Source organism: Bradyrhizobium sp. RP6, assembly GCF_003837805.1.
Classification (GTDB): domain Bacteria; phylum Pseudomonadota; class Alphaproteobacteria; order Rhizobiales; family Xanthobacteraceae; genus Bradyrhizobium.
Genome location: NZ_RQIT01000001.1, coordinates 335,985 through 361,584, shown reverse-complemented (window position 1 = coordinate 361,584; position 25,600 = coordinate 335,985). Strand labels below are relative to the sequence as shown.

33 protein-coding genes are annotated in these 25,600 nt (G+C 61.6%); 10 read left to right on the top strand and 23 right to left on the bottom strand.

Going from position 1 to position 25,600, the window contains the following annotated elements; translation table 11 throughout:
- The 17 genes from EHH60_RS01995 to EHH60_RS01915 all read right to left on the bottom strand — a co-directional run bounded on the left by EHH60_RS01995 (position 1) and on the right by EHH60_RS01915 (position 13,257).
- The gene (locus EHH60_RS01995) at positions 1-699 is read right to left on the bottom strand and encodes a BW3TFN family phage tail fiber component (RefSeq protein WP_124157823.1); all 699 of its coding nucleotides are present in this window, start codon (positions 697-699) and stop codon (positions 1-3) included.
- A complete protein-coding gene (locus EHH60_RS01990; protein WP_124157822.1) occupies positions 683-1,534 on the bottom strand; it encodes a hypothetical protein in 852 nt (283 codons plus the stop codon). The genes EHH60_RS01995 and EHH60_RS01990 overlap by 17 nt, the downstream gene beginning before the upstream one ends.
- The gene (locus EHH60_RS01985; protein WP_124157821.1) at positions 1,534-2,391 is read right to left on the bottom strand and encodes a baseplate J/gp47 family protein; all 858 of its coding nucleotides are present in this window, start codon (positions 2,389-2,391) and stop codon (positions 1,534-1,536) included. The genes EHH60_RS01990 and EHH60_RS01985 overlap by 1 nt, the downstream gene beginning before the upstream one ends.
- Complete coding sequence (locus EHH60_RS01980; protein ID WP_124157820.1) at positions 2,391-2,804, bottom strand: GPW/gp25 family protein; 414 nt, start codon at positions 2,802-2,804, stop codon at positions 2,391-2,393. The genes EHH60_RS01985 and EHH60_RS01980 overlap by 1 nt, the downstream gene beginning before the upstream one ends.
- Before the next feature lie 58 nt (positions 2,805-2,862).
- Entirely contained in the window at positions 2,863-3,696 is an 834-nt protein-coding gene (locus EHH60_RS01975; protein WP_124157819.1) for a phage baseplate assembly protein V, read from the bottom strand.
- Positions 3,697-3,698: 2 nt separating this feature from the next.
- A complete protein-coding gene (locus EHH60_RS01970; RefSeq protein ID WP_124157818.1) occupies positions 3,699-4,226 on the bottom strand; it encodes a hypothetical protein in 528 nt (175 codons plus the stop codon).
- A gap of 1 nt (position 4,227) precedes the next feature.
- Positions 4,228-4,581: a head-tail joining protein gene (locus EHH60_RS01965; RefSeq protein ID WP_124157817.1), complete on the bottom strand. Its 354-nt coding sequence runs from the start codon at positions 4,579-4,581 to the stop codon at positions 4,228-4,230.
- Positions 4,581-5,024: a hypothetical protein gene (locus EHH60_RS01960; RefSeq protein WP_124157816.1), complete on the bottom strand. Its 444-nt coding sequence runs from the start codon at positions 5,022-5,024 to the stop codon at positions 4,581-4,583. Before EHH60_RS01960 ends, EHH60_RS01965 begins: the two co-directional genes overlap by 1 nt.
- Positions 5,024-6,082, bottom strand: coding sequence for a major capsid protein (locus EHH60_RS01955; protein WP_124157815.1), 1,059 nt, complete (start codon positions 6,080-6,082; stop codon positions 5,024-5,026). Before EHH60_RS01955 ends, EHH60_RS01960 begins: the two co-directional genes overlap by 1 nt.
- Positions 6,083-6,120: 38 nt before the next feature.
- Positions 6,121-6,483: a head decoration protein gene (locus EHH60_RS01950; protein WP_124157814.1), complete on the bottom strand. Its 363-nt coding sequence runs from the start codon at positions 6,481-6,483 to the stop codon at positions 6,121-6,123.
- A 12-nt stretch (positions 6,484-6,495) separates the two neighbouring features.
- Positions 6,496-7,827 (bottom strand): S49 family peptidase, encoded by a 1,332-nt coding sequence (locus EHH60_RS01945; RefSeq protein WP_124157813.1) that lies wholly within the window; start codon positions 7,825-7,827, stop codon positions 6,496-6,498.
- Positions 7,824-9,437 (bottom strand): phage portal protein, encoded by a 1,614-nt coding sequence (locus EHH60_RS01940; protein ID WP_245454370.1) that lies wholly within the window; start codon positions 9,435-9,437, stop codon positions 7,824-7,826. Before EHH60_RS01940 ends, EHH60_RS01945 begins: the two co-directional genes overlap by 4 nt.
- A complete protein-coding gene (locus EHH60_RS01935) occupies positions 9,434-9,640 on the bottom strand; it encodes a DUF6148 family protein (RefSeq protein ID WP_124157812.1) in 207 nt (68 codons plus the stop codon). The genes EHH60_RS01940 and EHH60_RS01935 overlap by 4 nt, the downstream gene beginning before the upstream one ends.
- A gap of 52 nt (positions 9,641-9,692) precedes the next feature.
- Positions 9,693-9,956: a helix-turn-helix domain-containing protein gene (locus EHH60_RS01930; protein WP_124157811.1), complete on the bottom strand. Its 264-nt coding sequence runs from the start codon at positions 9,954-9,956 to the stop codon at positions 9,693-9,695.
- 15 nt (positions 9,957-9,971) lie between these two features.
- Positions 9,972-11,918, bottom strand: coding sequence for a phage terminase large subunit family protein (locus tag EHH60_RS01925; RefSeq protein WP_124157810.1), 1,947 nt, complete (start codon positions 11,916-11,918; stop codon positions 9,972-9,974).
- Between the two features lie 171 nt (positions 11,919-12,089).
- A complete protein-coding gene (locus EHH60_RS01920) occupies positions 12,090-12,674 on the bottom strand; it encodes a terminase small subunit (protein ID WP_124157809.1) in 585 nt (194 codons plus the stop codon).
- A 1-nt stretch (position 12,675) separates the two neighbouring features.
- Positions 12,676-13,257 (bottom strand): nucleoside/nucleotide kinase family protein, encoded by a 582-nt coding sequence (locus EHH60_RS01915; RefSeq protein ID WP_124157808.1) that lies wholly within the window; start codon positions 13,255-13,257, stop codon positions 12,676-12,678.
- 476 nt (positions 13,258-13,733) lie between these two features.
- Here EHH60_RS01915 and EHH60_RS37040 point away from each other — a divergent pair, with 476 nt between their 5' ends.
- Entirely contained in the window at positions 13,734-15,428 is a 1,695-nt protein-coding gene (locus EHH60_RS37040) for a hypothetical protein (protein ID WP_158626703.1), read from the top strand.
- Here EHH60_RS37040 and EHH60_RS01900 read toward each other — a convergent pair.
- Positions 15,413-15,718 (bottom strand): hypothetical protein, encoded by a 306-nt coding sequence (locus EHH60_RS01900; protein ID WP_124157806.1) that lies wholly within the window; start codon positions 15,716-15,718, stop codon positions 15,413-15,415. The genes EHH60_RS37040 and EHH60_RS01900 overlap by 16 nt on opposite strands.
- Positions 15,719-15,766: 48 nt before the next feature.
- A complete protein-coding gene (locus tag EHH60_RS01895) occupies positions 15,767-16,144 on the bottom strand; it encodes a hypothetical protein (protein ID WP_124157805.1) in 378 nt (125 codons plus the stop codon).
- 261 nt (positions 16,145-16,405) lie between these two features.
- Between EHH60_RS01895 and EHH60_RS01885 the strand changes: the two genes are divergently transcribed.
- The gene (locus EHH60_RS01885) at positions 16,406-18,256 is read left to right on the top strand and encodes a hypothetical protein (protein WP_158626702.1); all 1,851 of its coding nucleotides are present in this window, start codon (positions 16,406-16,408) and stop codon (positions 18,254-18,256) included.
- A 333-nt stretch (positions 18,257-18,589) separates the two neighbouring features.
- Here EHH60_RS01885 and EHH60_RS01880 read toward each other — a convergent pair whose 3' ends face one another.
- From EHH60_RS01880 to EHH60_RS37035, 4 genes are all read right to left on the bottom strand, one after another.
- Positions 18,590-19,231 carry a hypothetical protein gene (locus EHH60_RS01880; protein WP_124157803.1) on the bottom strand — a complete coding sequence of 214 codons (642 nt, stop codon included), beginning with the start codon at positions 19,229-19,231 and terminating at the stop codon, positions 18,590-18,592.
- The gene (locus tag EHH60_RS01875; protein WP_124157802.1) at positions 19,231-19,608 is read right to left on the bottom strand and encodes a hypothetical protein; all 378 of its coding nucleotides are present in this window, start codon (positions 19,606-19,608) and stop codon (positions 19,231-19,233) included. The genes EHH60_RS01880 and EHH60_RS01875 overlap by 1 nt, the downstream gene beginning before the upstream one ends.
- A gap of 127 nt (positions 19,609-19,735) precedes the next feature.
- Positions 19,736-20,545: a DUF2971 domain-containing protein gene (locus tag EHH60_RS01870; RefSeq protein WP_158626701.1), complete on the bottom strand. Its 810-nt coding sequence runs from the start codon at positions 20,543-20,545 to the stop codon at positions 19,736-19,738.
- Between the two features lie 776 nt (positions 20,546-21,321).
- Positions 21,322-22,173, bottom strand: coding sequence for a hypothetical protein (locus tag EHH60_RS37035; protein WP_158626700.1), 852 nt, complete (start codon positions 22,171-22,173; stop codon positions 21,322-21,324).
- 510 nt (positions 22,174-22,683) lie between these two features.
- On the opposite strand from EHH60_RS37035, the gene EHH60_RS01855 reads away from it, so the two are divergent.
- From EHH60_RS01855 to EHH60_RS01820, 8 genes are read left to right on the top strand one after another with little or no spacing between them, the layout of a single operon-like run.
- Positions 22,684-23,079 (top strand): hypothetical protein, encoded by a 396-nt coding sequence (locus tag EHH60_RS01855; RefSeq protein ID WP_124157798.1) that lies wholly within the window; start codon positions 22,684-22,686, stop codon positions 23,077-23,079.
- The gene (locus EHH60_RS01850; protein WP_124157797.1) at positions 23,072-23,347 is read left to right on the top strand and encodes a hypothetical protein; all 276 of its coding nucleotides are present in this window, start codon (positions 23,072-23,074) and stop codon (positions 23,345-23,347) included. Before EHH60_RS01855 ends, EHH60_RS01850 begins: the two co-directional genes overlap by 8 nt.
- A gap of 45 nt (positions 23,348-23,392) precedes the next feature.
- A complete protein-coding gene (locus tag EHH60_RS01845; protein ID WP_124157796.1) occupies positions 23,393-24,127 on the top strand; it encodes a nucleoside triphosphate pyrophosphohydrolase family protein in 735 nt (244 codons plus the stop codon).
- Between the two features lies 1 nt (position 24,128).
- Positions 24,129-24,365, top strand: a complete 237-nt coding sequence (locus EHH60_RS01840; RefSeq protein WP_124157795.1) for a hypothetical protein — start codon at positions 24,129-24,131, stop codon at positions 24,363-24,365.
- Positions 24,362-24,616 carry a hypothetical protein gene (locus tag EHH60_RS01835; RefSeq protein ID WP_124157794.1) on the top strand — a complete coding sequence of 85 codons (255 nt, stop codon included), beginning with the start codon at positions 24,362-24,364 and terminating at the stop codon, positions 24,614-24,616. Before EHH60_RS01840 ends, EHH60_RS01835 begins: the two co-directional genes overlap by 4 nt.
- Complete coding sequence (locus tag EHH60_RS01830; protein WP_124157793.1) at positions 24,606-24,857, top strand: hypothetical protein; 252 nt, start codon at positions 24,606-24,608, stop codon at positions 24,855-24,857. The genes EHH60_RS01835 and EHH60_RS01830 overlap by 11 nt, the downstream gene beginning before the upstream one ends.
- Positions 24,857-25,063 carry a hypothetical protein gene (locus EHH60_RS01825; protein WP_124157792.1) on the top strand — a complete coding sequence of 69 codons (207 nt, stop codon included), beginning with the start codon at positions 24,857-24,859 and terminating at the stop codon, positions 25,061-25,063. The genes EHH60_RS01830 and EHH60_RS01825 overlap by 1 nt, the downstream gene beginning before the upstream one ends.
- 10 nt (positions 25,064-25,073) lie before the next feature.
- Entirely contained in the window at positions 25,074-25,421 is a 348-nt protein-coding gene (locus EHH60_RS01820) for an HNH endonuclease signature motif containing protein (protein WP_124157791.1), read from the top strand.
- Positions 25,422-25,600 lie beyond the last annotated feature (179 nt).

Genomic DNA, 25,600 nt, shown 5'->3' with positions numbered 1-25,600 from the left:
TCAGATCACCAGAACGTAAGAGAATCCCTGCCGCTCACTCGGGGAGCGAACCTTGCCCGCGAAGCGGTCGAGCAAAAGCAAGTATCCCGGTTCGGCGACCTGATCGGGAGTCAAGTACAGTTGCCCTTCAGGCACCCCGGTGGCCCGCGTGCCATCGACGAAGATGCCGACTTCGCGGATCGTCTCGTCAGCCGCTTCGAGGTAGTCGAAGAGCACGCTGCAATAGAGGTAGCGGGTCGCAGTCGCCGAGATCGTCCAACGCTGGCCGCCGGGCGTGCTGATGCTGCCGTTGTCGTCCGGCACAACGAACTCCACCGACGACGCGATGCGGCGGCCAACTTCGCTGACAAGGGCGGTTTCCTGGGAGCCCAGGGCGGGCGTGCCGTACTGAACCTGCGCCTGGACGGTTGCGCCCGGCGCGATCTGACCGCCGTTCACGCGCGTCACCAAGCCGGTGTTGGCGTTGAACGTGAAGTCGCGCGGCGTCTCGAAGGTCAGCGCGTTGTCCGTGCTCTTCAGCGAGAGCGTTGAAATCGGCGCGTGATCGAGCGTGAAGCGTTCCGGCGAGCCCGAGAACGTCATGTTCTTCACGTCCGTCTGCCCCCACCAAGAATCCCCTCGCCCCCAGGCGAAGAACATAGTGCGAGCCTTCAGCGCGGCGGCGAGACCTTCGCGCCCGCTATTAACCAGAAGTGCCATCGGGTCCTCCGTAAATCGTGAACTGTTCAATGTTGGAATAGGAAACACTCGGCCAGGGCACGCGCGGCCAAGGCATCAGCGCTTCCTTCGCGTAGTCGATCTGCTCGCCCGAGAGCGACGCCTGAATGGAGACGACGGACGGCTCAACGACCTCGCCATCGAGCAGCGAACGGTCGAGCACGAAGCCTTCCTCGAAGCGGGCGACGCCCTCGACCGAGTTGAAGACACCGCCATCCATCTCGACGTTGAAATCGACTTCCTCGCCGTGCTGGCGGCCAAACGAAAGCTTCGGCTTGATGCCGGGCAGATAGACGCCGGACCAATCGTCGAGCAGCGAGCCATCAAGGCGCATCATGTCGAGCCGCATCGGTCTGATGTCATAGCCGCCATAGATGCGGCCCAGGACGCTCGACGCCTTCTTCGAGAGGTTCGCCAAGCCGATCAGGTTGAGCAGCGTGTCTTGGTCGGGCCGCTCCGTGAGGCCGATTTGGAACAGGCCCCAGCGCACGGCCTTATGGTCGCCGCGCTCATAGAAGCCGTCGAGGCCCAGCCAATCGAAGACGATCTCATAGGCTTCCACGCGGCCACGGAGCGTCTGCCAGCGCTTGCCTTCCTTGTAGAGGCGCTGATGATCGGCGACGAACTCGGCCGCATCTTCGAGGCCCCAATGGCGCAGCAACCACGGCAGGACGTTCTCAGGGATCACGTCGAGATAGCGCACGTCGATGATCGACTGCACCAACGGCGCGTAGCGCGAGCGCGAGTCGATAGTCTGCACAACGGACCGCTGAAGCGGCGTCGTGTTGCGCGGGACGATTTCGATCAGGTCGGTCATCAGTAGGACCGACCCTTGAAGTTGACCTTGACCGTTCCGAGCGCCACGGCCTCATTCGGCTCCGCGCGCGTGTAGTCGTCCGCAGCGGGCGCGACCATGACGATCCGGCGGATGCCGGACGTGCGCAGGGAGGCGATCACGAAGTCGGCCGTAAAGTCCCACCCCAGGCGGCGAGCGGCGGCGAACTCGGCCTTGAGGCGATCTTCGGCCGTCTGCAACTCGCTCGCCGGTGCTTCCGGCAAGAGCCACACGTCCGCCTCGACGTTGACGACACGGATCACCGCCGGGACGACCTCGACGTGATCGTTGTCGCCCAGGACAAGCGGATCGTTCAGCGCGGCATCAACGGTCGCGAGCAGATCGGGGCTGGCGACGCCGTCGCCTTCCTTCGACAGGATCGAGACCTTGACCCCGCCCATGGCATCGCCCGTAACGCCCACGTCAGCCACGCGGAGCGGGTCTGCGGCGAATGCGTACCTTTTGTACCAATTCTCGGTGAAGCCGCCCTGCCCCTTCTTACGCTCGCGCAGACGGCGTCGCAGGTCTTCGAGAGACTCGCCTTCCGCCTGCGTCATGTTCCAATCGCTCGCCTGCGCGAGCAGGTCCGCGCCCTGACCGAAGTCGAGCAGCGTCGCGCGGAACGTGTCGTTCAGCGACGTGACGTAGAGCAGATCGCCGTAGGCGGCATGGCGGCAGAAGTTGTTGATCGGGTCCGAGCGCAGCATGTACGTGTCCCAATTGAGACCGGCGGTCTCAAGCAGGCCACGCATCTGCGTCAGCCGGGCGTCGAACAACGCCTGGAATGCGGGCTCGCGCTCGATGACGGGCAGCGGCAGATTCGGAAGCGGCGCGTCCATTAGACGTAGCTCCCAACGATCAGGTTGTCCGACAGAACGACACGGCCGCGCGCGTCGCGAGCTTCTGAGTAGTCGCCGAGATGGCCGCGCGGGTAATAGATGCCATCAATATCGAATTGGGCGTGGCCCTGATCCGTCATGTCGGCAAGCTCCATCTGAATGATGCGGAAGCGAGGCTCTTCCGCCATCAGGGACTCGGGGTTCTTGCGAATGATCGCTTCCGGCACGGCCGCGTAGAAGTCGATCAGCGTGACGGGCGAGACCGCATGGTCAACGAGTCGCGGCATCTTCGAGCCGAAGTCGCGGGCCATAACGAGCGACTTCAGGGAAGTGCTCAGAATGGTCGCAATCGACTGCCAGACATCGTCGATGCCTTCGAGAGGCTTGCCGGTGTTGAGGTCAATGGTCGCCATAAGGCGCACCGTGCCGCGTCGGCACGGTCGCTTACAGACTGATCCGGTCGCCCTATTGTCAGCCGGGCTTCGAGAAGGCTTTCTTCGCCGGGCCAGCTTCGGTCATGACCTTGATGGGCGGACGCTCACTCGGATCATCAAGGCCCACGTAGGTCATAGCCGCGACCGCGAAGACATCGGCCTCATGGAGCGACTGACCCGTCTTCGTCTTGATCGTGTCTTCCGCCTCGATCTCGACGTTCTCTTCCATCTCGACCTTGAAGTTCTTCGCAGTGAACGTGATCGTGCCGTCCTTCATGACCATCTTACAGCCCGAGCCTTCGAGCGTGATTGAGCCTTTGTTCTTGATGCCCTTGATCAGCCAATCGCCGGTGTTGCGGTCATAGCTGATCTCGCCAAGGATTTCGTCTTCCTCGCCTTCCTCGCCGCCTTCGCCGCCTTCGCCACCTTCACCGCCGCCCTCGCCACCTTCACCGCCCTCGCCATTTTGGCTCTTGGGCTTTGCGAAGATTTTGCGCCAGACGCCCGCCTTGTCGGTCGTTTCCTTCTCGTCTTCGTTCTCGGGCGTGTACGTGCCCGCCGGGTAGACCTGCGCGGTCGCAAGCTCGCCGCCCTCCGCGAGCAGCACGACCTTCTCGCCCTTCTCAAGGAAGTGCGTCTCGCGGTCGCCCTTCGCCCGCATGCCGCCAGCCGGGAGCCAATCCGTGATGTTGTGATTGTCTTCGTCGTTCTCGTCACCGATCAGGACGCGATAGGCCGGGGGCTGGCGCTTGTAGTCCACTTCCTTGATCTTGCCGAACTTGACGACATCCTGCGCTCGCCGGTCGATGTCCGTCGCTTCGGGATCGGCAACGCCGCCGGTGCTCGCGGGATCGCGGAGAAACTTGACCATGATTACCTGCCCGCCAGGAAGTCCGCCATTGCGGCGTCAATGTCGTTGGCCGTGGCGCGCGGTCGCCATTCGGTGCGATAGATGATCTGCCAAACGAGGCCGATTGCGCCAACGGGACGCTTGACCTGATCGGTGATCACGTCGATGTCGGACTCGAGCAGCCGCATGCGGGCGGACTCGAAGCCGGGGATCACGAAGCCCTCGAACGCGGCCTCCATCTGCTCTGCGATGTCGTCGAGCTTGTCGTCAACGGTCTCGCCGCCGAGCAGCATGGCCTCCGTGACAAGCGTCAATTCGCGCTCGATATAGGTCGCGTCGCCCTCCACCCCGTAGTCCTTCTCGGGATTGTACTTCTCCATGCGCGCGTAGACGAGAATGGCCGGGCCATCCTCTTTCAACTCTTCCTCGCTCACGGGAGCCATCCGGCTCGCATACACGCGGCTCTGCGCGGCCGTGCGGTACTCGCCGTCAACACTCTCGGCGAGCCGGGCTCGAAACGCTTCGCGGATACGCTTGCGGGGATGCGCCATGTCAGTCGTTCGCCATGAGCAAGAGCAAGGTCAGGCCGGTGCCGTCCGGTCGCTTGTCCTCGATCCGATACTCTTCGCCCTTGATGGTCAGCTTCTCGCCCTTGCGACCGCCCTTGAGCAGATCGGACGTGCGGCAGAGAAACGTCGGGCCGGTGGAAGTGACGCTCGCACCCATCTGCATCTGGAATTGCGTCCCGTTCCAACGGTTCGGATTCCAATTGCTGCCTTCGTCGTCGAACTGCCCAGGAATGTCCTTGGGCTCGACGGCTGGGTCGCGGCTCACATAACGCGCCTCAACCCCGAACTCGTCGGGGTTGAGGAAGATCAACAGATCGTTGTCGGTCTCGACCGGCATCAGACGCCCGAGGCGCGCAGCGCGAGAGCCGCGTCGATCTCTTCGTCGGTGACATCGAACCCGACGATCTCTTCAATCGGCTTCTGCTTCGGCTTGCCCTGACGCTGACCGGACTTGAAGAAGTCCTTCTTTTCGTCGAGCAGGTCGATTGCGGACGCGATGTCCACGACGCGAGTGCTCGCGCCGTCCGTCTGATGCGAGGCGGGAGGGACTTCATCAGCGGACGGCGCGTCGCCGGGGGCATCACCGGCGGACTCGACACCAGCGAGCGTGCTGGCCGATTCCAGAGCGATCTCGGCGACGGCCGAGACCAGATCGTCAGCGAGCTTGACGCGAGCAGGCCCGAGGGCTTTCGCTTCATTCTCGCTCATTTCGATGGGCGTGCCGGGCGGAAGATACCGCCCGTCACGCTTGATCGTTACGAGGCCGCGATAGATCGGCATTACTTCACCTTCGCGCCCAGGGTGCCGTTCACGCGATAGGGCGCGATCAGCGGGGCGGACTGACCGAGGATGTACCGCACGGACGGGTCCTCTTCCTCCCAAGACTTCACGAAGAAGTCGCGGGGCTGAAGACCGGCCTTCAGGTCCATGATCGCGCCGAAGTGACGGACGCCCTCGATCTCGCGCGAAGCCATGACGACTTCACCGGCCGGGAGCACGTCCTTCTCGACGCCGTCGAGCGGATCGACGTACTTGTCGGCGTGGACCCACAGGCGGTAGTCGCCGAACTGAGCGACCAGACGGATGCCGGGGGTGATCAGGATCGGGCCGAGCGACGCACGGGCCGACTCCAGGGTCGCCTTGGTCATGTCGATCTGAAGACGCATCGCCTTGGCGACCGCATCGGTGTCGGGACCGGCCAGCTTGGCGCGGATGGTCTTCCACACGTCGCTCGCCATGATCACGTCACGGCAGGTCAGCGACGAATGATCGAAGATCATCTGACCCCAATCCTCGATGTCGTCGAGCGGGTTGACGGCGGCGTTGTCCCACTTGTCGGTGCCGGTCAGGACGATGCTCAGTTCGGCATCGCGACCGAAATCGACAAGCTGCTCGGGATAGTCGTCGCCCTTCAGGACGAGCTTGCCGGTACGCAGAACTTCGGCCGACATGACCTCCAGGCGGCGGGTCCACATATCCAACTGCTCGCTCACGGCGAAGCCGATGGACGCAGCAAGACGCTGCTCGGGAGACAGGGAGCCTCCGATCTTCTCGCCAGCGCGGCGCTTGAACTGGCCGCTCGGCTTGAAGACGCGCTTGTCCTTGATGTAGGCCGGTGCGAGCGACTGAGTCTTGTAGCCCTTCTCGCGGATCACCTTGCCCGCGACGATGGGCGAGACGAGCGGCGAGATCAGGCGACGACCCTTGACCGAATCGAACTTGATGTCTTCGGTGTTCGAGGTCTCGGCGACCGTGAAGAACGTGTTGAGGAAGAACGCCGGGTTGAGCGGCAGTTCCTCGACAACACGGTTGAGGGCGGTGGTCGAAAAGAGGTCCATAGTAGGGCTTCCCGTTGCTTTCTTCGAGGTTGTCTCGGTTAGCCCATCGGCTTAACGAGCCAGATCGACTTCGTGCGGAAGACCGCATCCACCGATCCGAGGGTGTGTCCGGCGCCGAGGATCAGCTTGTCCTGATCGACTTCGCCAGCGATGTAGACGATGGCCTCCACGTCAGCGGCCGTCGCATCGACATCCGCACTGAGGATCGCGTCGGGCACTTGCGAGCCATCGTTGGCCGCAGCAATCGACTTGAGGTACTTCTTGTCGGCCGTGATCTGGCCGAGCACGGTGCCACGGCCCAGGACGCCAGCGCCCGCCTTGATCGTCACCTTGCGGGCGCGGTGGTGGCCGAGCATCAGCACGCTCGGGACGTATGCGCCTTCGTTCTCAAACTTCGCCACCGTTGCGGCTCCTTAGTTGCCGGACGCGAGCTTCATCGCGCCGAGAATTGCGTTGACTGCGGCTTCGTCGCCCTGCGCCTTTTCCTGACCCTGGGACGGAGCGACGCCAGCGTTGGCTTCGGTGTCCGTCTTGATGTCAGCGGCGCGCTCGGTGCGCTTGGCCTTTTCAGCAGCCACGATCATGGCCGAGAACTCATGAGCCGAAGAGCCCGTTTCGATAGCCTTCTGCGCAGCGGCTTCGTAACCCGGCAGGGTCAGGCCCATGATCTCGGTCACGCGCTTACGCTCGACCACGACGGGGTCCTTCGCGGCGGCTTCGGCGGCAGCGGCGGCTTCCGCGTCGGCCTTCGCCTTGGCTTCGGCATCCGCCTTCGCCTTGGCATCGATCTCGGCCTGCATCTCAGCGCGAACCTGCGCTGCGAATGCAGCCTTTTCAGCATCGTTCATTTCGACTTCTCCACTTTGGCCGGACGCGGCCGGGTTAAAACCGAAGGAAGCCTTCGGACTTTCGCCGCGAGCCAAGCTCGCGAGAACCTGTTCGAACGTGGCGATGCCATCGGCCATTCCGGCATCGACTGCCGCCTTGCCGATCAGGACATCGCCCTGCCCGAAATGTTCGAGTGCATGTTCGACGCTCACGCCGCGATACTTCGCGACCGTCTCGACGAACACGGCGGCCATTGAGTCGACGCGCGCCTGAACGCGGTCGCGGCCTTCCTGGGTATTGATGTCCACGCGCTTGTAGGGCGACTGCGAAGACACGAACTCGATGGTCTTGATGCCGCGCGCCGCGTCCTGCGCAGACGTATCGCGGTAGCCAGCGACGACGCCCATGGAGCCGAGCGCTGCGGTCGGGCCGATAATGAACTCGTCAGACGCAGTGCCCAGCCAGAACGCAGCGGAGGCCGCCTGATCGCCTGCATAGGAGACGATGCGCTTACGGCCGCGCACTTCGTTGATCGCCGTGGCAAGCTCCGCAACGCCCGCAGCCTCGCCCCCAGGCGAGTGGATGTTGAGCAGGATCGCCGTGATCGAGGCGTTGTCCATCGCAGCCTGAAGGTCGCGGCGAACGGTCTCGTATGCGGTCGCGCCGCAGAACGTCGTCATGAGGTTGGCGCGCTTGAACAAGGGGCCAGCCACGTCGATCACGGCGACATTGCCGCGCCGGGTCGCGCGCTCGGAACGCTCAAGCTCTTGGCCGCGATAGGCTTCGAGCATCTGCGGAGTGATTTGGTTCTCGCGCGCGGCGATCTCCATGATCTGGCGCAGAGCCCCTTCTTCCATAGCCCAATTCGCCGTGAGCGCGGCGTCGAAGATCAGCGGATTGCGGACGTTGAAGGTCATTGCTTCTTCTCGGGCTTCTTCGGCGTCGGGGGTTCGTCGTCGTCTTCGCGTTCGCTCACGTCTTCCTTGACTTGCGAGCCCATGCCGGACGGCGCGAGGATTTCAGGTTCGAGCTTCGCCGCCGCACGGGCCTGATGCTCGCGAGCACGCTGCGCCGTGGTCTGCTCGAAGTCGTCGCCGCCGCGCTCGATGATCACGGCTTCGATGGTGCGAGCGCCCAGGTTGACGGCCTCCGTCTCGGCCTTCCATTCCTTGAGCGGGTCGAGAATGATCCGCGCGGGACCGATCCACTGAGCGCCGAGCCACGCGGCACGCTTCACGGGATCGTTGAAGAAGCCGGGAGCGTCGATCAGGCCAGCGTTGATCGCGTCGGTCAGGAACCACTCGTAAACGGGCGCGCAGAAATTGCGGACCAGCCAGGTACGGCGGTCGCGGAAGAACTGTGCTGCCATTTCCAGAGACGCCCTCGACGCGCTGTAGCTCGCCGTGAAGTGCATCATGAGCAGTTCGAAGGGGATCGACAGCGCGACGCCGATCTGCCTCACGACAGATTGGAAGAACGGGTCGAAGTTCGCGGTATTCGCGGGCTGCGCCGTCTGAATCTCTTCGTCGGTGCCGATGTCAACGATGGTGCCCGGTCCCATCGTGACTTCGTTCGAGCCCATGCCGGGATACGCGCCCTGAATGGCCGGTGCGATACCATCGTCGCCCTGGGTCTTCAGGAAGACGGTGAAGAACGACGACACGACGGCCTTCATCAACTCGGCTTCGCTGTAGCGGTCGAGTTGCTTCAGGATTTCGATGACAGGGGCAAGCTGCGGAATGCCACGGTTCAGGCCGGGACGCATGCGCTCGAAGATATGGAGCACCATCTGCTCGCCGGACTTCTTGCCGAAGGCCGGGACCTCCGTGAAGCCGTTGACGGTGTACGTCACGCGCTCGCCGGGATGCTCATTGAGCACGAAATAGCTGACCGGCGCGCCGTCTTCGTCGATCTTGACGCCGTCGCGGATCAGGTACTCGCCTTGCAACTCGGTCGGCGTGGCGACGCGGTCGGCCTCGATCACGTTGAGGGCGAGCGGCACAACGGCGTTCGGACGCTTCGGCACGCGGCGCAGGACGAACGTGTCGCCGGACTCGAACACCGCGTTGAAAACGAGGCCCTGAAGCTCATAGAAGTTCTGCGTGAGCGTGATGTCGCAGAGCTTGGACTGCGCCCAAAGGTCGAACAGCGTCTCGGCCTTGCGCTCCCACAACTCGGCGGCTTCCGGCGAGAGGCCGAGCAGCTTCGGGTTCAGCTTCGAGCGCACGCGCAGGCCGGTGCCGACGACGTTGCTCTTGGAAGTCTGCTTCGCACCGGCGGCGATGGGGTTGTTGCGGCCGAGATCGCGCGAGCGGCTGCGCAGCGCCGGGAGATCGCCCAGCGAGTCGGAATCGGCCGAACCGGGATGCGTCTTCCACGCCTTCAGGGCAGCGCGGTTCGATTTCGCACCGGCGTATTGGCCCATATAGTTGAGCGAGAGGCGCGCATGATAGCGGCGCGTCGCGAAGTTGGGTGCGACGCCCGCCAGAAAGCGGTCCATCAGGGTCGGGGCGACGGGCTTAATCACAGCGGGATCACCCGCTGAATACGGAGACCGCCCCGCTTGGCACGCTCGGCCTGCTTTTGGAGACGCTGAGCGCGCTGATCGAGTTGGCGCAGATCGGCGCGCCAAAGCTCACGATCCTTGATCGTGTAACGCTGACCGCTCTGCTCGACCGTGGAGATCGAGTTCAAGGTCTCTTCAAGCTGCTCTTCGACGGTCTTTGCCATGCCCCGAAGCTACGGGACATGGGCCGCTTGAAAGAGATCGTTCCGGTCGCCCTTAGCGCGACTTGTCTTTGAAGATCACAACATCGTCGGGCGGCACTCCACCGGCGAGATAGATGCGCAAAAGCATCTCGATAGTGCCGGACACGGCCGATTTGCCCTTCTCCATGTTGTAGACATGGTCCGTGCCGTGATCTTCGGAGAGACCAAGGGCGCGCACAAGCTCTTGCGCCGTCAGCGGGCCGCCGCCGGGCTTCCACATTTTGCCGAGCGCTACTCGGGCGGCTCGCACGTCTTTTCCGGTCATCATGCTTTTCATCTAACCGCTCAATTCTTAACTTTCAACGCCACGGCTGCGGATGCGACGCCGCCCAAAAACGGCCTGGGGAGCCGCCGGGGCGGGTTCAGCATTCGGAACGGCTTGTTGCGGGGCCGCATTCAGCGCGTTCGCTGCCGCCGCGCGCAGAGCCATCAAACGGCGCTCCATGTTGATCCCCAGCGAGAGCCGCGCCGCGATGTTATAGACGCGGAGGTCGAGCGGTTCGTTGCGCTGATGGACCTTGTGCCATTCCTTCGTGACGAAGCCGCGCCTATCGGTCTTCAAGATGGCCTTTTCAGCCGTCAGGCCCTCGAAGAACTTCTTGTCATAGTTTTCGAGCAGCGGGTAATGGCAATATCCGGGGCCGGGCTCTTTCACTTCGAGCCGCTTGTAGTGCATGTCCTTGGCTTGATCGACGCCCAGGACGAAGATCGTGACGTTCTTCGCCTTGTTGACGGTGCCCTTCACGGGCCAGATCGGACGGCCAGGACCGCCGATACCCTTAATTGCGTAGACGCGCCGCGCAATGCGGGGGCGCACGAAGTTGTAGACGTGCTGCGTGAAGTGGCCGCCAGAGTCGATGCAGGCCGCTTCTACGCGCATCTCGACGCCGGACGGATGCTTGAACGTGCGCAGCAAGGCGGTGTCGATGACCTCCCAAAAGCCTGGAGTGTTCGGCGCGCCATAGTGGACCTTGTAGTCAAGCGACCACGATTCATCGTCCTGCCCCCAACCGCACCACTCGACTTCGGCGCGGTCGTCCTGAATGTCCACGGACGCGGTGATGCAGCCGACGCCGCTCGGGAGGATGATCGAGGCGTCATAGTCTTCGCGGCGGGCATAGATCGAATCCGGGTTGGCGCGTTCGCCGCGCTCTTCCCACGTCTCCGCGAGGCGCGTGTTCACCCAGGTCTTCAGACGCTCGGGATGCTTCTTCACCAACACGAAGTCGCGCACCATCTCGCCAAGGGCGCGCCAGGGCGAGGCGATGCGGTTCAGGTGGAAGCCAGCGTGGCCCTTCACTTCGGGCTTCGTGGCGATCCACACGCCGCGCTGGATCGCCTTCAGCCGCTCGGCCTCGCTCCATCCGTGATCGCACAGTTCGCCGGTGTCGGGATCGGTGTATTCGCAGTGATAGCGTGCCGCGAGCGGATCGTTGTCGGGCCATCGGACCTGCGCCCAGCGCAAATGCTGCATGTGGCCGCACTTTGGGCAAGGCACGAAGAACCGGCGCTGATCGCTTTCCTCATACGAGGACTCGATGCGCGACGCGCCCTTGATCGTCGGCGTCGAGACCAGCGCGATCTTGCGATTCCAGAACGTCGTGGTGCGCTCGATAGCGAGCGAGACGGGGTCGCCTTCCTTACCGGCGCTCGCCTCATAGCGATCAACTTCGTCGCAGAGCAGAATGCGGATCGGTCGCGAGGCGAGCGACGCAGGTGAGTTTGCGCCCGCCATGGTGATATGGCCGCCCGCATACTTCTTGTGAAGGATCGTGTCTTCGGAATCGCGCGCGCTGTTGCCGAGCTTCGCCGCGAGCGGAGGCGTGTCGCGGATCATCGGCGCGAGACGATCCTTCGAGTAGGCTTCGGCCATCTGCAACGTCGGTTGCAGAATGAGCATCGGGCAAGGATCGAGATGGACGTGGAATCCAGCCACGTTGTTGATGACTTCCGTCTTCACCGTCTGCGCCGCGACCATACAGGTGATGATCTCGATCTCGGGATCGGCGAAGGCATCCATGATGCCGCGCGACGGCTCGACGCGCGCAGTAGACCACTTGCCGGGCTCGGACGACGCTTCCGGTGACAGCACGCGGTATTCGTCCGCCCATTCGGAGACGGTCAGCTTCGGCGGCGGACTGAAGCTCTGCGCAATGATCTCACGGACCTGCGCGCGAAGCCGTGCTTCATACGCAGTATCCTCATGAAATTCATCGACGACGGCGACGGCGGCGGTCATTAGGCATCCGGCTTGCGCTGATATTCAGGGCAGCGCTGACGCGCATCGGTCGGCTGCTCGAAGTTCACAGATGACGCGCGCTGACACACGCCATGCCATTCCCCTTCCCGTCTCCAGGCGGTGCAGACTTCGCAACTATTCGGCGGCCACTTCATCCAAGAGGGCTTGAACTCACTCGTCGTCATCTTCTTCTTCGTTCTGTTCGAGGGGTTCGGTCGGCGGCTCGGCGTGAGGCTCTTCCTCGACCGCGTCGTCCGCCGACATCTTGATTTCGTTCAGGGCTTCGAGGATCAGCCGCTCAACTTCGTTGACGAGCTTCTTCGTGCCTTCAGGCGCACCGACTTCGAGTTGGATTGCGGGGCGCAGTTTGGATGGGATGCCGAGCAGTCGCGCGCGTGCATTGGCGATTTCGTTCGAGAGCACCTTGGCGACCATGTCGATGGGGCGCACAAGCTCCATCTTCGTCGCCAACTCCAACTCGGACAGCTTCGCCTTCGCGATCTCATTGCGGAGGCGCGCCTTATCGATGGTGATCTCTTCACCGCCTTCCTTCAGCGTGGCGGCCGTATGTGCCTTGCGCTCCGCGCGCTCGCGCGCGAGCAGCCACTTCAGCACGTCTTCGGTGTCGAACTCGAACTGCTTGCCACGGCCGCCGTGCGACTTGACCGGCATTCCGTTCTCGACCCATGCGGAGATCGTCGGCAGCGAATAGCCGAAGATGTCCGCAAGCTCTTGTCGGTTGACGGTCTTGCCCATGTCAGTCGAGCACGTTGCTGCGGTCCGTCCGCGCGATCAGATCAGCGACGATGATGTCCATCTGCCGGAACGTGGATGCCATATCGCCCTGGTAGTTCATGACGCAGCGATGCGCGTTGACCTCGACCTGCGCCTTCTCGGTGCGGTGTTCCTGGGGGATCAGGCCGGGTCGATGGACCTCGACCACCCATCCGCCCATTCGTTCGATGGCCTCGCCCTCATTGGCGTGACGCACGTCCTCGAACACGACGCGCTTCGGCGCGCTCATGTAGAGCTTGTCGGTCTCGGTCCCGATCCAGAAGTCCGAGCCCATGTGATCGCGACCCCAAAGGCCGCCGAGCCCTTCCATGGCGTGCCGGGGCGACTTGCCGCCGAGCCAGGGCGTCGGCAGTTCCTTCAGGTCGCCGTCGATCATGCGCTCGATGGTGCGTTCGTCGCAGCGCCGGTAACGCAGGTAAGCGCGCAGCATGTCCTTCAGCGCGCCAGCGAACCGGCCGCGTACAAATCCGTGGTTTTCGATGAGATGGCGGGCCACGGTAGTCTTGCCGGACCCGATAAGGCCCTTGAGGCCGATAACGATCATGGATGGAGGCTCCGATTGAGAGCCATACGGTCTCAATCGGTATAGTTTCTTTCGAGCGTGTTTTGGTCGCCCTTGGGCGCGACGGACGGACGCCGGCTCAAAACATCAATTTCGCCCACGAAAATCGCCAATCTGATGTTTTCAGGGGCAGGCCGGGCCGGGCCTGGGGCCCGGGTTCCACAACCGATCCGAGAACAGAAAGTCGCTTTTGAAATTTTATATCTAGCGGAGTCGAGCGGTCGCGCGTCACCCGCATGCGGAATGGCCCTGGAAGGACCCAAAGTGCTACAACGCTGCGAGATGCTTGAAGCTGGCAACACGTGCGAAGAGCTAGATCATGGAGGAGATGCTGATCCCGAGCGATGTCGGTTCCGATATTGGCCGGTGCGCCCTCTACGTGCCCATGGCCCCGTCAGGTTCTCGAAAGTTAGCCCGAGTAGAAGACCTGCGCAGGCTATCTTGAACGTGAGGCGAGCGTGGATACGCAAAACTTTAATCGATTTAATGTACCAGCTTCGTCGCAGGTGCAGCAGGAGGTCTCCGAAGCGCCGCAGACAGACGAGGCCGTGCAATTTGAGCAGCACTTGGCCGAGGCAAGCCAGGCTGCTTCCGTCGCCATCAGGCGTCCTAATGACTATCCCCATTTGACTGAAGAGGACCGGAACCTTATCGATACCGTGATTGCTCGATATGCGGCTCAGCAAAATCTACAACCTAATACGGCTAAAGGTTATACGCAGGCACTTCGTCGACTGGTGAATGACCTCCGCCGTGGCGGCCAAACGATCGACTTCACGGACCACAAGTCCCTGCTCGATCACGCAAATACGCACTTTCCGAAAATCGCACGTATGAGGCATGCATTAGGAGTCCTTCGTGCGTATTATGCCGCCAATGATAACGCCGCTCATTCGAGGGCAGCGAAGAGACCGAGGACGCTGAACGATCTGGAAGAGGTTGTGGTATACGGACAACCAAGTGCAAACGCCGCTTCAGGAGGAAGTAGCGCAGCACCGCAGGTTGCCTCAACAGGCGTCATAATCGGGGGGCAGTCGGGCGGGCGGCCACCTTATTCCGAGGATGCTGCCGCCGTCCGGGGGCTTATGCAGGCCCTCATCCAGGGCGGCATGACCTACAACTGGGCACGTTATCTTGGATCCGTCCTTGGCGGCTTTAGCCGTTGGCTGTCCGAAAACAACAGACCGAGCATTGTTGCTCGGCTGGACAGCAAGTCGCTGAGCGCCGATGGTGCCATACAAATGTACCCCCGAGGGAGTGATGCCAATCTCCTCAAAGCCTTAGACTATTTTCACACCTTTTGGACCACGGGAGTGGTCGTGCCCGCGAAACGCCGCCCCCCTCGCGCTAACCTTAATCCTCCCCCCCAGAACGTGCCCCTGATCAATCCCGAAACCGTCGCGCTGATGGAACCGCTGCGCATCGACGACGCCGGTGCGCAGCACAGCGCGTCCCAGCAAGCGAACACTCGGCTCGAGGAGCTTCAGGAGGAACAGGACGGTCAGCACGCCCCCCCCGCTTTCATTCAGGAGCAAACCGCATTCCAGTCAGAGCAGCTCCCTCAGGGGGAGCTTCGGCGAGTGCTGGATCACCTCGATGATCAAGCCATGCCGTCGCCGGTCTCCGCAGAGGAGCTTCAGCGTATGGAAGAACAGTTGCATGACGAGCTTCACGGATTAGGACGCAATCAACCTGCTCTGTCGTTCTCCATCGATCCGGAAGACCTTACGTTTGATCTCGACCAGTTCCCTCCAGGGGAGCTTCCGCGGCTGCTTTATGACGAATCAGCAGAGGAGCTTCAGGAATGGCGAGATGATCACTCCGCCCCGTCGACTTTCATTCAGGCGCGAGCCGCATTCGATTCAAAGCAGATCCCTGAGGGGGAGCTTCGGCGGGTGCTGGATCATCCGGATGATGAAGCGATGCCCTCGGCAGTCTCCGACCCCTCAGAGGAGCTTCTGCGACTGGAAAAACAGTTGCATGACGAGCTTCAGGGACGACGGGACGACCAACCTGCTCCGTCGTTTTCCATCGATCCGGAAGACCTTACCTTTGATCTCGACCAGTTCCCTCCAGGGGAGCTTCGGCGGCTGGTCCATGACGAACCGGCAGAGGAGCTTCAGGAATGGCGAGATGATCATCCGCCCGTGTAGGCGATGATCGGCGCGACATTGCCGGACACGATCCCCTCCACCACCTCCGCCCCGGCACAGAAATGCTTCGCGCTGATCCTGAGCCCGCCGGGGGCTTGGTCGAGGGGGCCGACATCGATGGCCGTAATCTGAGTAATTTGCATTTTCTGCAAAGTTGTCGCGGTCGAGATGCCGGTCGGCGCGTGCAGATCGTCAGCGAGTGCCATCCGGATCGTTGGTCGAGAGATAGCGAGCGCGAGCAGAACCGTGCGCGGCCTACGTGCGAGGGGGGTGTGAGTCATTTCGCTCATGAACCTTCCCGCTCGAATGGGGTGGGAGTCGATTCGCTCATGGACCCTCTATCGCGTCGCTGCATTGACCACCGCCCGATAGAAGTTCTGCGGGAAGCGCGCCTGGAGGACGCCAGGCACGGTCCCGAGGAAATCCCAATGCTCATTGATGGTCGCACTGCCCTGAAGCACGGCGAGCGTTTGCAGCGGCAGACGCTTCTTCGTGCGATGACGCACGATCAGCACCTTCTTGCCTGACACGATCTGGAACGTCTTGCGCTTCTGCCTATCCGTGCGCTTCAACTGATGACGCACCACGGTATGAACCGGGGCGCTGCCAATGGAGCCGTAGGGTTTGATCAGGATGCCGCCGGGCGCGAGTCGGCCGCTGCTATTGCGATTCGGTGGATCGAGAGCGCGTTGTCGGGAAGCCCGCACCGATGACATGGCGCTCCATGTACTTGTCGATGCTGCCAACCACTGACGTGAGGTTGCTGCCGTTCGCCGGGCGAATGCGCTCACGACCAAGGCCAACGGTACGGAACCATGGCCCCGTCAGGTTCTCGAAAGTTAGCCCGAGTAGAAGACCTGCTCAGGTTATCTTGAACGTGAGGCGACGTGGACCCGCAAAACTTTAATCCATTTAATGTACCAGCTTCGTCGCCGGTGCAGCACGCGGTCTCCGAAGCGCCGCAGACGGACGAGGCCATGGAATTTGAGCACCACTTGGCCGAGGCAAGCCAGGCTGCTCCCGTCGCCAGCAGGGGCCCTGATTATCCCTACCTGTCTACAGAAGACTTGAGCCTTATCGACAGCGCGGTTGCTCAATATGTGGCTCGGAAAAACGTACAACCTGCAACGGCTACAGGTTATTCTGCGGGACTTCGTCGACTGGTGAATGACCTCCGCCGTGGCGGCCAAACGATCGATCTAGCGGACCACAAGGCCGTGCACGATCACGCAAATACTCACTTCCCGAAAGACACAAATGTGAAGAGAGGGGTGACCGTTCTTCGTGAGTATCATGGCCCCGCCTATCCCCATTTGACTGAAGAGGACCGGAACCTTATCGATACCGTGATTGCTCGACATGCGGCTCAGCAAAATCTACAACCTACTACGGCTAAAAATTATACGCGGGCACTTCGTCGACTGGTGAATGACCTCCGCCGTGGCGACCAAACGACCGATCTAGCGGACCACAAGTCCCTGCTCGCTCACCTAAATACGCACTTTCCGAATAATGGAGATATGAAGACAGCGGTAGGAGTCCTTCGTGCGTACTATGTCCCCAATGATAACGCCGCTCATTCGAGAGCAGCGAAGAGACCAAGGACGCTGAACGATCTGGAAGAGGTTGTGGTATACGGACAACCAAGTGCAAACGCCGCTTCAGGAGGAAGTAGCGGTGCACGGCAGGTTGCAACAACAGGCGTCATAACCCACAGGCATTCGGACGAGCGGCCTGTTTATGCCGAGGATGCTGCCGTCCTGAAGCTTGAGCACGCCCTCATAGAGGCCGGCATGAGTAGCAGAAAGGCGCATGTGCATGGAAGCCGCCTGATTGATTATAGCCGTTGGCTCTTCGAAAATAACCGACCGAGCATTGTTGCTCGGCTGGACAGCAAGTTGCTAATCGACGATGGTGCCATACACAAGTACACTGGGGGGAGTAGTGCGACTCTCCTCAAATCCTTAGATCATTTCCGGACCTTTCGGGCGACGGGAAGACCCGTTGTGCGTGCAGCACGCCCTAGCGCTGAGCGCAATGGTTCCTCCCAGACCGTAGAGCTCATCAATCCCGAAACGGCGATGCTGATGGAACCACGGCGCATTGACGGCGCCGGTGCGCAGCACAGCGCGTCCCAGCGAGCGAACACGCGGCTCGAGGAGCTTCAGGAGGAACAGGACGGTCAGCACGCCCCCTCCGCTTTCATTCAGGAGCAAACCGCATTCCAGTCAGAGCAGCTCCCTCAGGGTGAGCTTCGGCGAGTGCTGGATCATTCGGGTGATCAAGCCATGCCGTCGGCAGTCTCCGACCTTTCAGAGGAGCTTCAGTTGCATGACGAGCTTCACGAACTAGGAGACAATTATGCTCTGTCGCTTCCCATCGATCCGGAAGACCTTACTTCGGATCGCGAGCTGTTCTCACCAGATGAGCTTCTGCGACCGGACGAACCAGCAGAGGAGCTTCAGGATTGGCTAGACGGTCACCCGGCGTCGTCGCCTTTCATTCAGGCGCAAGCCGCATTCCATTCAGAGCCACCTCCGCAAGGGGAGCTTCGGCGAGTGCTGGATCACCTCGATGATCAAGCCATGCCGTCGGCAGTCTCCGACCCTTCAGAGGAGCTTCGGCGACTGGAAAAGCAGTTGCATGACGAGCTTCACGGACTAGGAGGCAATCAACCTGCTCTGTCGTTCTCCATCGATCCGGAAGACCTTACTTTTGATCTTGACCAGTTCCCTCCAGGGGAGCTTCGGCGGCTGCTTGATGACGAACCAGCAGAGGAGCTTCAAGCCGCATTCCATTCAGAGCAACTCCCCCTAAGGGGAGCTTGAGCGCGTGCTGGATCATCTGGATGATCAAGCGATGCCCTCGGCGGTCTCCGACCCCTCAGAGGAGCTTCAGGAATGGCGAGATGATCATCCGCCCGTGTAGGCGATGATCGGCGCGACATTGCCGGACACGATCCCCTCCACCACCTCCGCCCCGGCACAGAAATGCTTCGCGCTGATCCTGAGCAGGCCGGGGGCTTGGTCGAGGGGGCTGACATCGACGGCCGTAGTCTGAGTAATTTGCGTGCGCGGCCTACGTGCGAGGGAGGGTGTGAGCCATTTCGCTCATGAACCTTCGCGCTCGAAGCGGCGGGGAGTCGATTCGCTCAGGGATCTCTATCGCATCGTTGCATTGACCACCGCGCGATAGAACTGGTGCGGGAAGCGCGCCTGAACGACGCCCGACACCGTCCCCAGGAAATCCCAATGCTCATTGATCGTCGCGCTCCCCTGCAACACGGCGAGCGTTTGGAGCGGCAGACGCTTCTTAGTGCGACGACGCACAATGAGCACCTTCTTGCCCGACACGATCTGGAACGTCTTCCGCTTCTGCGTGTCCACGCGCTTCAACTGGCGACGCACCACGGTATGAACCGGGGCGCTGCCAATGGAGCCGTAGGGCTTAATCAGGATGCCGCCGGTCGCGAGACGGCCGCTGCTATTGCGCTTCGAGTGGATCGAGAGCGCGTTGTCGGGATACTTCTCCTTGCCCGCACCGATGACATGGCGCTCCATGTACTTGTCAATACTGCCGACGACTGCCGTCAGATTGCTGCCGTTCGCCGGGCGGATGCGGATGCCGCTGATTACCCAGGGACGACGCAGGATGAAGATGCCTGGGATTTGCACGCGCAACGCTTGCTGCGCATCCCGCGCGGTGAAGGTCAGCGCCTTAGCAGTCGCGGTGTTGATGCTGCGATCACGAAGCTGATCGAGCCGGTCGAGCATCCCCTTCGTGAGCGTAAGCGTGATCTGCACTAGAGATAGCTCCGCACGATCCGCTCGACTTCGTCGGCAAGCTCTTCAGGGGTGGGAGCCTTCGCCATGATCACGGTGAAGCCGAGAGCCTGAAGCTTCGGATGACGATCCTTCTGCGCCTTCGAGCGCGACCCCTTGGGCGTCTTCAGTTCGATGCTGAGCAGAAACCCGCCGGTGATATAAACGCGAACGTCGGCCTCGCCCGCCGTAAGGCCCGTGACCTTGGCTTCCATGCGCTCGCGTCGCGAACGCTTCGCTCGGTTCATATCACCGGCGCAGGTGATCGGGAGACCGGCATCTTCGAGCGCGTGAAGGCGCGCGATGACTTCAGCCTGATAGCGCCACTCGGGGATGTTGTTGACGACGCGGGTTTCCATGCGCGAATGCTCGCGTGGTTGGATGCGCAGGTCGAGACCAGTCCGGCAACCGCAACGCCTCGCTCCCTTTGGGGAAACGGAGCCATAAAGAGCGGCCTGAAGCCACTCTTGGTAGAAGCACAGGCGTTCAGTCCGCTACATAGGGTATCGCCGACCGCTTGATCGTGAGACGCATGCCGTGTGAAGACAATAGAGCGTCCACCGCGCAGGTCTGCTGATGCCCCAAAGCGGGGCCGATGATGATTTCCTCGATGCCCCAGTTATTGGGGTGCGTGGCTGCATTGTTGATAACGACCTTGTCAAACTGAAAAGCCCGGTAAGGAACCAAGCCGGCTGGTGAGAATCGCGTCTTCAGTCCAGGGGGCCAGGAAACACCAACCCAAACTAGGCGCGACTCGTGCTCCTCTTGGAAGTGCTCGTTCTTGAGAACGAGAGCTGCCTTTAGTGCATGCGGCCACCATGTCCTGACTTGTGCGCGGGGGTCTTCCGGACCATCCGTCCCTTCCAACAAGCGTTCAATGAGCAGGGTTACTGCCTTGTCAGCCGCCGCTCGTTGGCTCTCTGGCTCATAGAGGACGGGCGTGATATCAAATCCCTGTGCCGCGGCGTTCTGCAAAAGCCAGCTCGCGTTGAAGCCGATCGAGAAGCCTTGTCCACGATTGTAGCCTCGCCATTGCGAGAGCAGATCGCCTTTAGACGTCAATGACCCGATGAACCCATGAACTTCGTCACTGTGTTGACGAAACAGTGCGACCGTCTCCCAGGCAAGCGATGAGAGCTCCCTGATCTCGGCGCCGCGACGATCGATTGCCTCGAGCACGATCTTCCAGCCGTGCTGAAACTCCGACGTGTCGTTGAGGAAGCGGTAGTGCGAGGTCCACAGCGATCTACTGGCCATGATGCCATGTAAACCTGCGGCGGACGTGTAGTGGTACAAAGGCATTGTTTCCTCGATCCTCTTAGTAGAAGAGTTTCGGCCTCGTACTTTGCGACTTCTGCTCCGGGGTCATACGCGGTAATGTCGGGTCTGATCGTGAGATTTCCGCTCGGCCCTAGAGCGCCGACTCTGCGCCGCCTAGAGCGATGAAGACTGTGAGATTTCACGTGGGCACCGGCAAGCACTAACCTTGGTAGGTCTCCCCACGACCCCCTCTCCCGCTATAATCCGCTTTATCCCGTGGTGTGACAGCCCTCACGGGAAAGCCGGGTGGTTGGCCTCTTGACGCCGAGGCTGACTACTGAAGTTGGCGGCACGTGTTAGGGACAGCGCTTTCCTTGCTCAGCGGAAGGCGTTCAGGGTCACGTCGCCGCTAACTTCCCCGGCCGTGTGAGCGCGGTAGGACATCGCCTGCCGTCAAAGTGACGAGCCGCGCTCGCGCGACTTCAGGACCGATACTGATGAACAAGGGATAACGATCAGTCCTGGTAGTTGTGCTAGGGCGTTCGCCGAATGATACCACACCCCGTCAGCTTCTTCCGCTGCTTGAGGCTGACCGTGGTGAAGTTAGCGGTGCGTGGCAGGGACAGCGCTTCCGACAAAGCGCCGAGTCACGTGCCGCTAACTTCTACTACGGGTCCGCATGGGCGGTGACAATCAACCCTTCAAACCTTCGCTCGTCGAGCTTTGATCGACACATCACATCCCTGCGGTCGCAAGCGCGTGCGGTGCTTGCAGCCAATCAGGCGCGCGCGGCCGATCAGGCTCTGCGCCTGTCAGATCGCCCAGTCGCGACAGTAAAGAAGCCTGCCGCCCTCGCCGATCACCGGATCGCCGTACTTCCGCATGAAGTATCGCGTCCCCAATCGCCCCCGATCCGACGTGCGGACCACAGCCGACCGAATGGTGCCCATGTTCTCGAACATCTCGCCGATGATGGCGACCCGGTCGCGAGCGATCTTGCCCTTGTTGGCGATCTCGTAGGCGGCAATGCCGGATGCGGCGGCGGCTTCGATGTAGGAGATCATCCGCTCTTCGTCGGTCAGGTTCTTCGAGAGCCGCCGCTTCCCCTTCGGCTGCTCGGCGAACTGCTCTGAGCCAGCCGGGGCAAGATCGGGCTGCGTCTGCGCGACGATGGGCATGGTGTGCGGCCTATCGAGCCAGAGTGCATCACGGAGCGCCGCAACGGGAATGGCGGGGTGTTCCTTGGTGAACGTCCGGCAGAGGTTCATCAGGTTCGTCGCCTCGACGGCGATGGCGAACTTGATCTCGGCCTTGAGCGCCTGATGCTCGTTCCATGCACCGCCGGGATCGCGGCCGAGCAAGAGCCTGATCTTCAGGAACGTGGGATGCGCCTGGGTGAGGAAGCCAGCCAGGGCGGGATCAATCAAAGGCCGCTGCTCGACGCCGAGAGCCTTCGGCCGACCTCGACCGGGACGCATCGCTGCCGGGAACACTCTGCCGTGCCCAGCGCGCATCGAGAGCCAGATCAGCTTCTTCCGGTGCAGATACCGAGCGATGGCCTCTGCCTCGCTAGGATGGCACGGCAAGGCGTTGGCGAAGCCAACGAAGGACCATCCGTCGTCGGGGATGTTGAGGAACGCCGCCTTGGCGTCCCACTCTGACATGACCTTCCTGCGCATCGGATAATATCAACTCCATCCGTCGAATTTCGGTTCCGTCCGTCAGAGCCGATAACATCAACTGCCCGTTTAGGGGGTTTCGCCCCTATATATAGAAGTAAAGTCCTCCACTCACATCTTCTTCAGGATATATTACAAGTATATATTACCATTATATATATAGGAGATACCCTCCGACCCCCCGTCGGCCCGCTTCGCGGATAGCGGGTTTAGTTTTGCGGCGGTTATCGCTCGAAACCGAAACCGCCTCCAAAAGATAATATGGAGTTGGCGATTTCTATGCGCGACTTCGCCTCGCCCTTAACGGCCTGCTTACCATAGCCCGCCGGTCATCCCTCGATAACCCTATCATAACTCTTGCGCGACGGATCATCCATCGTGTATCCGTTGGCTCACGCGAGACCGGCTGATTCTGCCGGACGGGGACGGGAAATCCACACCGCACATCGCTGATCGGAACAACGCCCCTTCGGGGCGAACGGGAGAGCTTTGTCTATGTCGCAGAACTATCCGAACAAGCCGGGGTCGAAGGGCGGGGGCGCTTCGAAGGACGCGGCGGAACAGATCGTCACCCGGGCAGCGATGCTCCGCATCGCCATCGCCGAACTAATGCTCAACGGCTACCGCCTGACGGCTGACGAGATCGCAAAGCAACTGAAGGAAAGCGTCCTTGCGATCCGTCCGCGCGTCTCGGAACTCGTCAGGATCGGCACGCTCGTCAAGCTGAGCGACCGCCGGAAGAACGTCAGCGGCATGACGGCTCACGTCCTTCATCACAAGGACAGCCTGACCGCCGTGGATCTCCCCCAGCCCACCCCCGCAAAGCCGCGTCGCAGGCAATGCACTCGGATCAGAACGCCTTGTTCGGCTGGAGGGGGACGCCATGACTGAATACCTGCTCACGCATCAGGAAACGATGCTCACGCGCCGCGCGCTCGGGCTCGAACACGGCAACTCGATCAGCCGCAACTTCGTCGCCGCTCATGACAACGGCGAAGACATCGGTGTCGCACAGCGCCTTGTCGGCAAGGGCTACATGGTTCGCAACCCCGTACGCGACTTCGGCTCGATGCGCGTCTTCGTTGTCACGGCGGCCGGGGCCAAGGCCATCGGCAAGAAGCTGCCGCCCGCCTACGTCCTTCTGCCCGCCGCCGCCTGAACCTCCTTCCCCAACCTGCAAGAAATCCTTGCAGGTTCGCCTCCCATGAAAGTCACCTCCATGCTTCGTCTCTTCTACGGCATCGCCACCGGAGGCTTCGGCCTCGCGCTCGCAATTGACTCGTCGCTCGCGGGCCACTCGCTGATGGCCGCCCTCTTCACCACCGGCGCCATGGTCCTTCTGCTCTACGGTTGGTTCGACCTGAAGGACATGACCGCGACCAAGTCGCACGTCGATGTCGTTCGTGACAACGTCAACACGTTGCTCAAGATGAACGCCAAGCGCTCGGCCGACGCCGCGCTCTACGTGAAAGCGTTGCAAGACATCCGCGACACGCTCTATTCGCGCAACTTCGCCGCAGCGACCGAGGTTTGCCACGACGCGCTCGCAGAGTTTAACGACCCGGCCACCGCCGTCCGCTTCTGCGTCGATTGGATGACCGACCTCCTGCACGACGCCAACAAGCATTGGTGGACCGATCCCGCCACCGGCGCCGATCTCCGCAACGAACGCTACATCGTGCCGACGAAGCTCATGCTGACCGTCAGCGAGATCGCCGAAGCCATGGAGGCCGACCGCAAGCAGCTTCCCGATGACAAGCTTCCGCAGTTCGATGGCCTGACCGTCGAGATGGCCGACGCGCTCTTCCGCATCTTCGATCTGGCTGGCGCAAAGCGTCTGCCCATGGGTGACGCCGCCGCCGCGAAGTTCATCTTCAACATCTCCCGGCCGGATCACATGGCGAGCGCCCGCATGGCGGTCGGCGGAAAGGCGTACTGACATGGACGCGCTTATCGCCCAGGCGCAAGCCTTCGTTGACCGCAAGTACGTCGTTCGTGCTGACGAACGGCAGAAGTCGATGGGGCTCGGCTACGTCACCGCTGAGCGTACCGACCTCGCTCGCGAGATCGCAAGCTTCACCGCCAACCGCGTCGCTGAACTCGAAGCGGCGCTCGCCGCGTCCGAGAGGCGCCTCACGGCGCTGCGGGCAGCCTATCGCGTGGACGGTGGATCGTGAGGACTCTCGTCCGCCTCCCGATCTCCCAGGCGGCATATGCGGAGATCGCCGAGAAGCTGCGCGCCGCTGACTACGGCCACTGCTTTCTGATCGGCGGCGGCATCTCGCTCGATGGCATCGCCGTCGAGCCTGATCCGAACGCGGTCATGCCGCCGCACATAGTCGAGGTTGATCCCAAGGACATCAACCGCGACCGCTTCCGCGAAATCTATGGACTCGACAAGTTGGGGAACGACAACAGTGAAGCTTGAGAATTTCCATGCCGTCGCCGAACTGATCAAGGAACGCGACTACCTGCTTGGGCTGCTGATCCGTCTCGGCTCGGAAACGAAGATCACGATCAAGACGCCGATGCAGAGCAACCAAGACATCCGCCCCGATCTGGTCGAGCGTATGCTGCCCGAGTTGAAGCTGGTCATCGAGCAGGGCATCGCGGTCGTTGGCGAGAAGCTGGCCGCGCTCGGCGTTACCACCGACAAGGATGCCGCGTGATGGCGCGTATCCTGACCAACGTTGACGTGAAGATTGTCCACCGCACTCGCGCGAACGGCAATCCGTTCGCTGAGTTGCTGCATACCTGGGTCGAAGACGGGCAGCATCGCCACGCTCTGTCTCGCGTGCCGTGGCCCGTTCACGACACGCCGCACAAACGCGCCTTCCACATTGCAGCGTTCAAGACGCGACAGGCGCGCGTTTAGAGCGATCCAAATGACTACGCGCAGGGACAGGATTCGCGAGAAGGTGATGTCTCGCGTCGAGATCGTTCAAGGGACGGTGCTCGACACACCCTGCCACGTTTGGACAGGGCCAAGTTCGGGGAACAAGGGCAGAGGTAAAGACTACCCGCGCATGTGTCTCGATGGCGGCACCATGGCCGTTCATATCGTGATGTACGTGCTCGAACACGGTCCGATCCCTCCGCGCAAGCAACTCGATCATCTCTGCCGGACACGCCGCTGCGTGAACCCGGATCACCTGGAAATGGTGACGCACAAGGAGAACATGCGTCGCCGAGACGAGGCCAAGCGGTTCGAGTGTGAAGCCGTAGCGGCCTGATAGGAGAAAACATGAAGCGCCTTATCAGCGCGGTCGCAATCGCGGCCGTGATGGGAACCTCTTTGCCTGCGTTCGGGTCCGACCTTCGGTCCGTCATCAACGCCGCCGCTGACGCGGAGGGCGTTCCTCGCGTTCTCGCCCAGGCCGTTGCCAAGGTCGAGAGCAGACTTCAACTGCCA

What these genes read in the sequence shown, in the direction of transcription:
- EHH60_RS01955 (WP_124157815.1), bottom strand. Translation starts at nt 6,082, where the DNA reads ATGGACCTCTTTTCGACCACCGCCCTCAACCGTGTTGTCGAGGAACTG.
- EHH60_RS01975 (WP_124157819.1), bottom strand. Translation starts at nt 3,696, where the DNA reads ATGGTCAAGTTTCTCCGCGATCCCGCGAGCACCGGCGGCGTTGCCGAT.
- EHH60_RS01935 (WP_124157812.1), bottom strand. Translation starts at nt 9,640, where the DNA reads ATGGCAAAGACCGTCGAAGAGCAGCTTGAAGAGACCTTGAACTCGATC.
- EHH60_RS01990 (WP_124157822.1), bottom strand. Translation starts at nt 1,534, where the DNA reads ATGACCGACCTGATCGAAATCGTCCCGCGCAACACGACGCCGCTTCAG.
- EHH60_RS01970 (WP_124157818.1), bottom strand. Translation starts at nt 4,226, where the DNA reads ATGGCGCATCCCCGCAAGCGTATCCGCGAAGCGTTTCGAGCCCGGCTC.
- EHH60_RS01945 (WP_124157813.1), bottom strand. Translation starts at nt 7,827, where the DNA reads ATGACCTTCAACGTCCGCAATCCGCTGATCTTCGACGCCGCGCTCACG.
- EHH60_RS01960 (WP_124157816.1), bottom strand. Translation starts at nt 5,024, where the DNA reads ATGCCGATCTATCGCGGCCTCGTAACGATCAAGCGTGACGGGCGGTAT.
- EHH60_RS01985 (WP_124157821.1), bottom strand. Translation starts at nt 2,391, where the DNA reads ATGGACGCGCCGCTTCCGAATCTGCCGCTGCCCGTCATCGAGCGCGAG.
- EHH60_RS01840 (WP_124157795.1), top strand. Translation starts at nt 24,129, where the DNA reads ATGGACGCGCTTATCGCCCAGGCGCAAGCCTTCGTTGACCGCAAGTAC.
- EHH60_RS01885 (WP_158626702.1), top strand. Translation starts at nt 16,406, where the DNA reads ATGGAATTTGAGCACCACTTGGCCGAGGCAAGCCAGGCTGCTCCCGTC.
- EHH60_RS01925 (WP_124157810.1), bottom strand. Translation starts at nt 11,918, where the DNA reads ATGACCGCCGCCGTCGCCGTCGTCGATGAATTTCATGAGGATACTGCG.
- EHH60_RS01855 (WP_124157798.1), top strand. Translation starts at nt 22,684, where the DNA reads ATGTCGCAGAACTATCCGAACAAGCCGGGGTCGAAGGGCGGGGGCGCT.
- EHH60_RS01820 (WP_124157791.1), top strand. Translation starts at nt 25,074, where the DNA reads ATGACTACGCGCAGGGACAGGATTCGCGAGAAGGTGATGTCTCGCGTC.
- EHH60_RS01825 (WP_124157792.1), top strand. Translation starts at nt 24,857, where the DNA reads ATGGCGCGTATCCTGACCAACGTTGACGTGAAGATTGTCCACCGCACT.
- EHH60_RS01930 (WP_124157811.1), bottom strand. Translation starts at nt 9,956, where the DNA reads ATGAAAAGCATGATGACCGGAAAAGACGTGCGAGCCGCCCGAGTAGCG.
- EHH60_RS01920 (WP_124157809.1), bottom strand. Translation starts at nt 12,674, where the DNA reads ATGGGCAAGACCGTCAACCGACAAGAGCTTGCGGACATCTTCGGCTAT.
- EHH60_RS01850 (WP_124157797.1), top strand. Translation starts at nt 23,072, where the DNA reads ATGACTGAATACCTGCTCACGCATCAGGAAACGATGCTCACGCGCCGC.
- EHH60_RS01875 (WP_124157802.1), bottom strand. Translation starts at nt 19,608, where the DNA reads ATGGAAACCCGCGTCGTCAACAACATCCCCGAGTGGCGCTATCAGGCT.
- EHH60_RS01980 (WP_124157820.1), bottom strand. Translation starts at nt 2,804, where the DNA reads ATGGCGACCATTGACCTCAACACCGGCAAGCCTCTCGAAGGCATCGAC.
- EHH60_RS01895 (WP_124157805.1), bottom strand. Translation starts at nt 16,144, where the DNA reads ATGTCATCGGTGCGGGCTTCCCGACAACGCGCTCTCGATCCACCGAAT.
- EHH60_RS01900 (WP_124157806.1), bottom strand. Translation starts at nt 15,718, where the DNA reads ATGAGCGAAATGACTCACACCCCCCTCGCACGTAGGCCGCGCACGGTT.
- EHH60_RS01845 (WP_124157796.1), top strand. Translation starts at nt 23,393, where the DNA reads ATGAAAGTCACCTCCATGCTTCGTCTCTTCTACGGCATCGCCACCGGA.
- EHH60_RS37035 (WP_158626700.1), bottom strand. Translation starts at nt 22,173, where the DNA reads ATGTCAGAGTGGGACGCCAAGGCGGCGTTCCTCAACATCCCCGACGAC.
- EHH60_RS01915 (WP_124157808.1), bottom strand. Translation starts at nt 13,257, where the DNA reads ATGATCGTTATCGGCCTCAAGGGCCTTATCGGGTCCGGCAAGACTACC.
- EHH60_RS01995 (WP_124157823.1), bottom strand. Translation starts at nt 699, where the DNA reads ATGGCACTTCTGGTTAATAGCGGGCGCGAAGGTCTCGCCGCCGCGCTG.
- EHH60_RS01965 (WP_124157817.1), bottom strand. Translation starts at nt 4,581, where the DNA reads ATGCCGGTCGAGACCGACAACGATCTGTTGATCTTCCTCAACCCCGAC.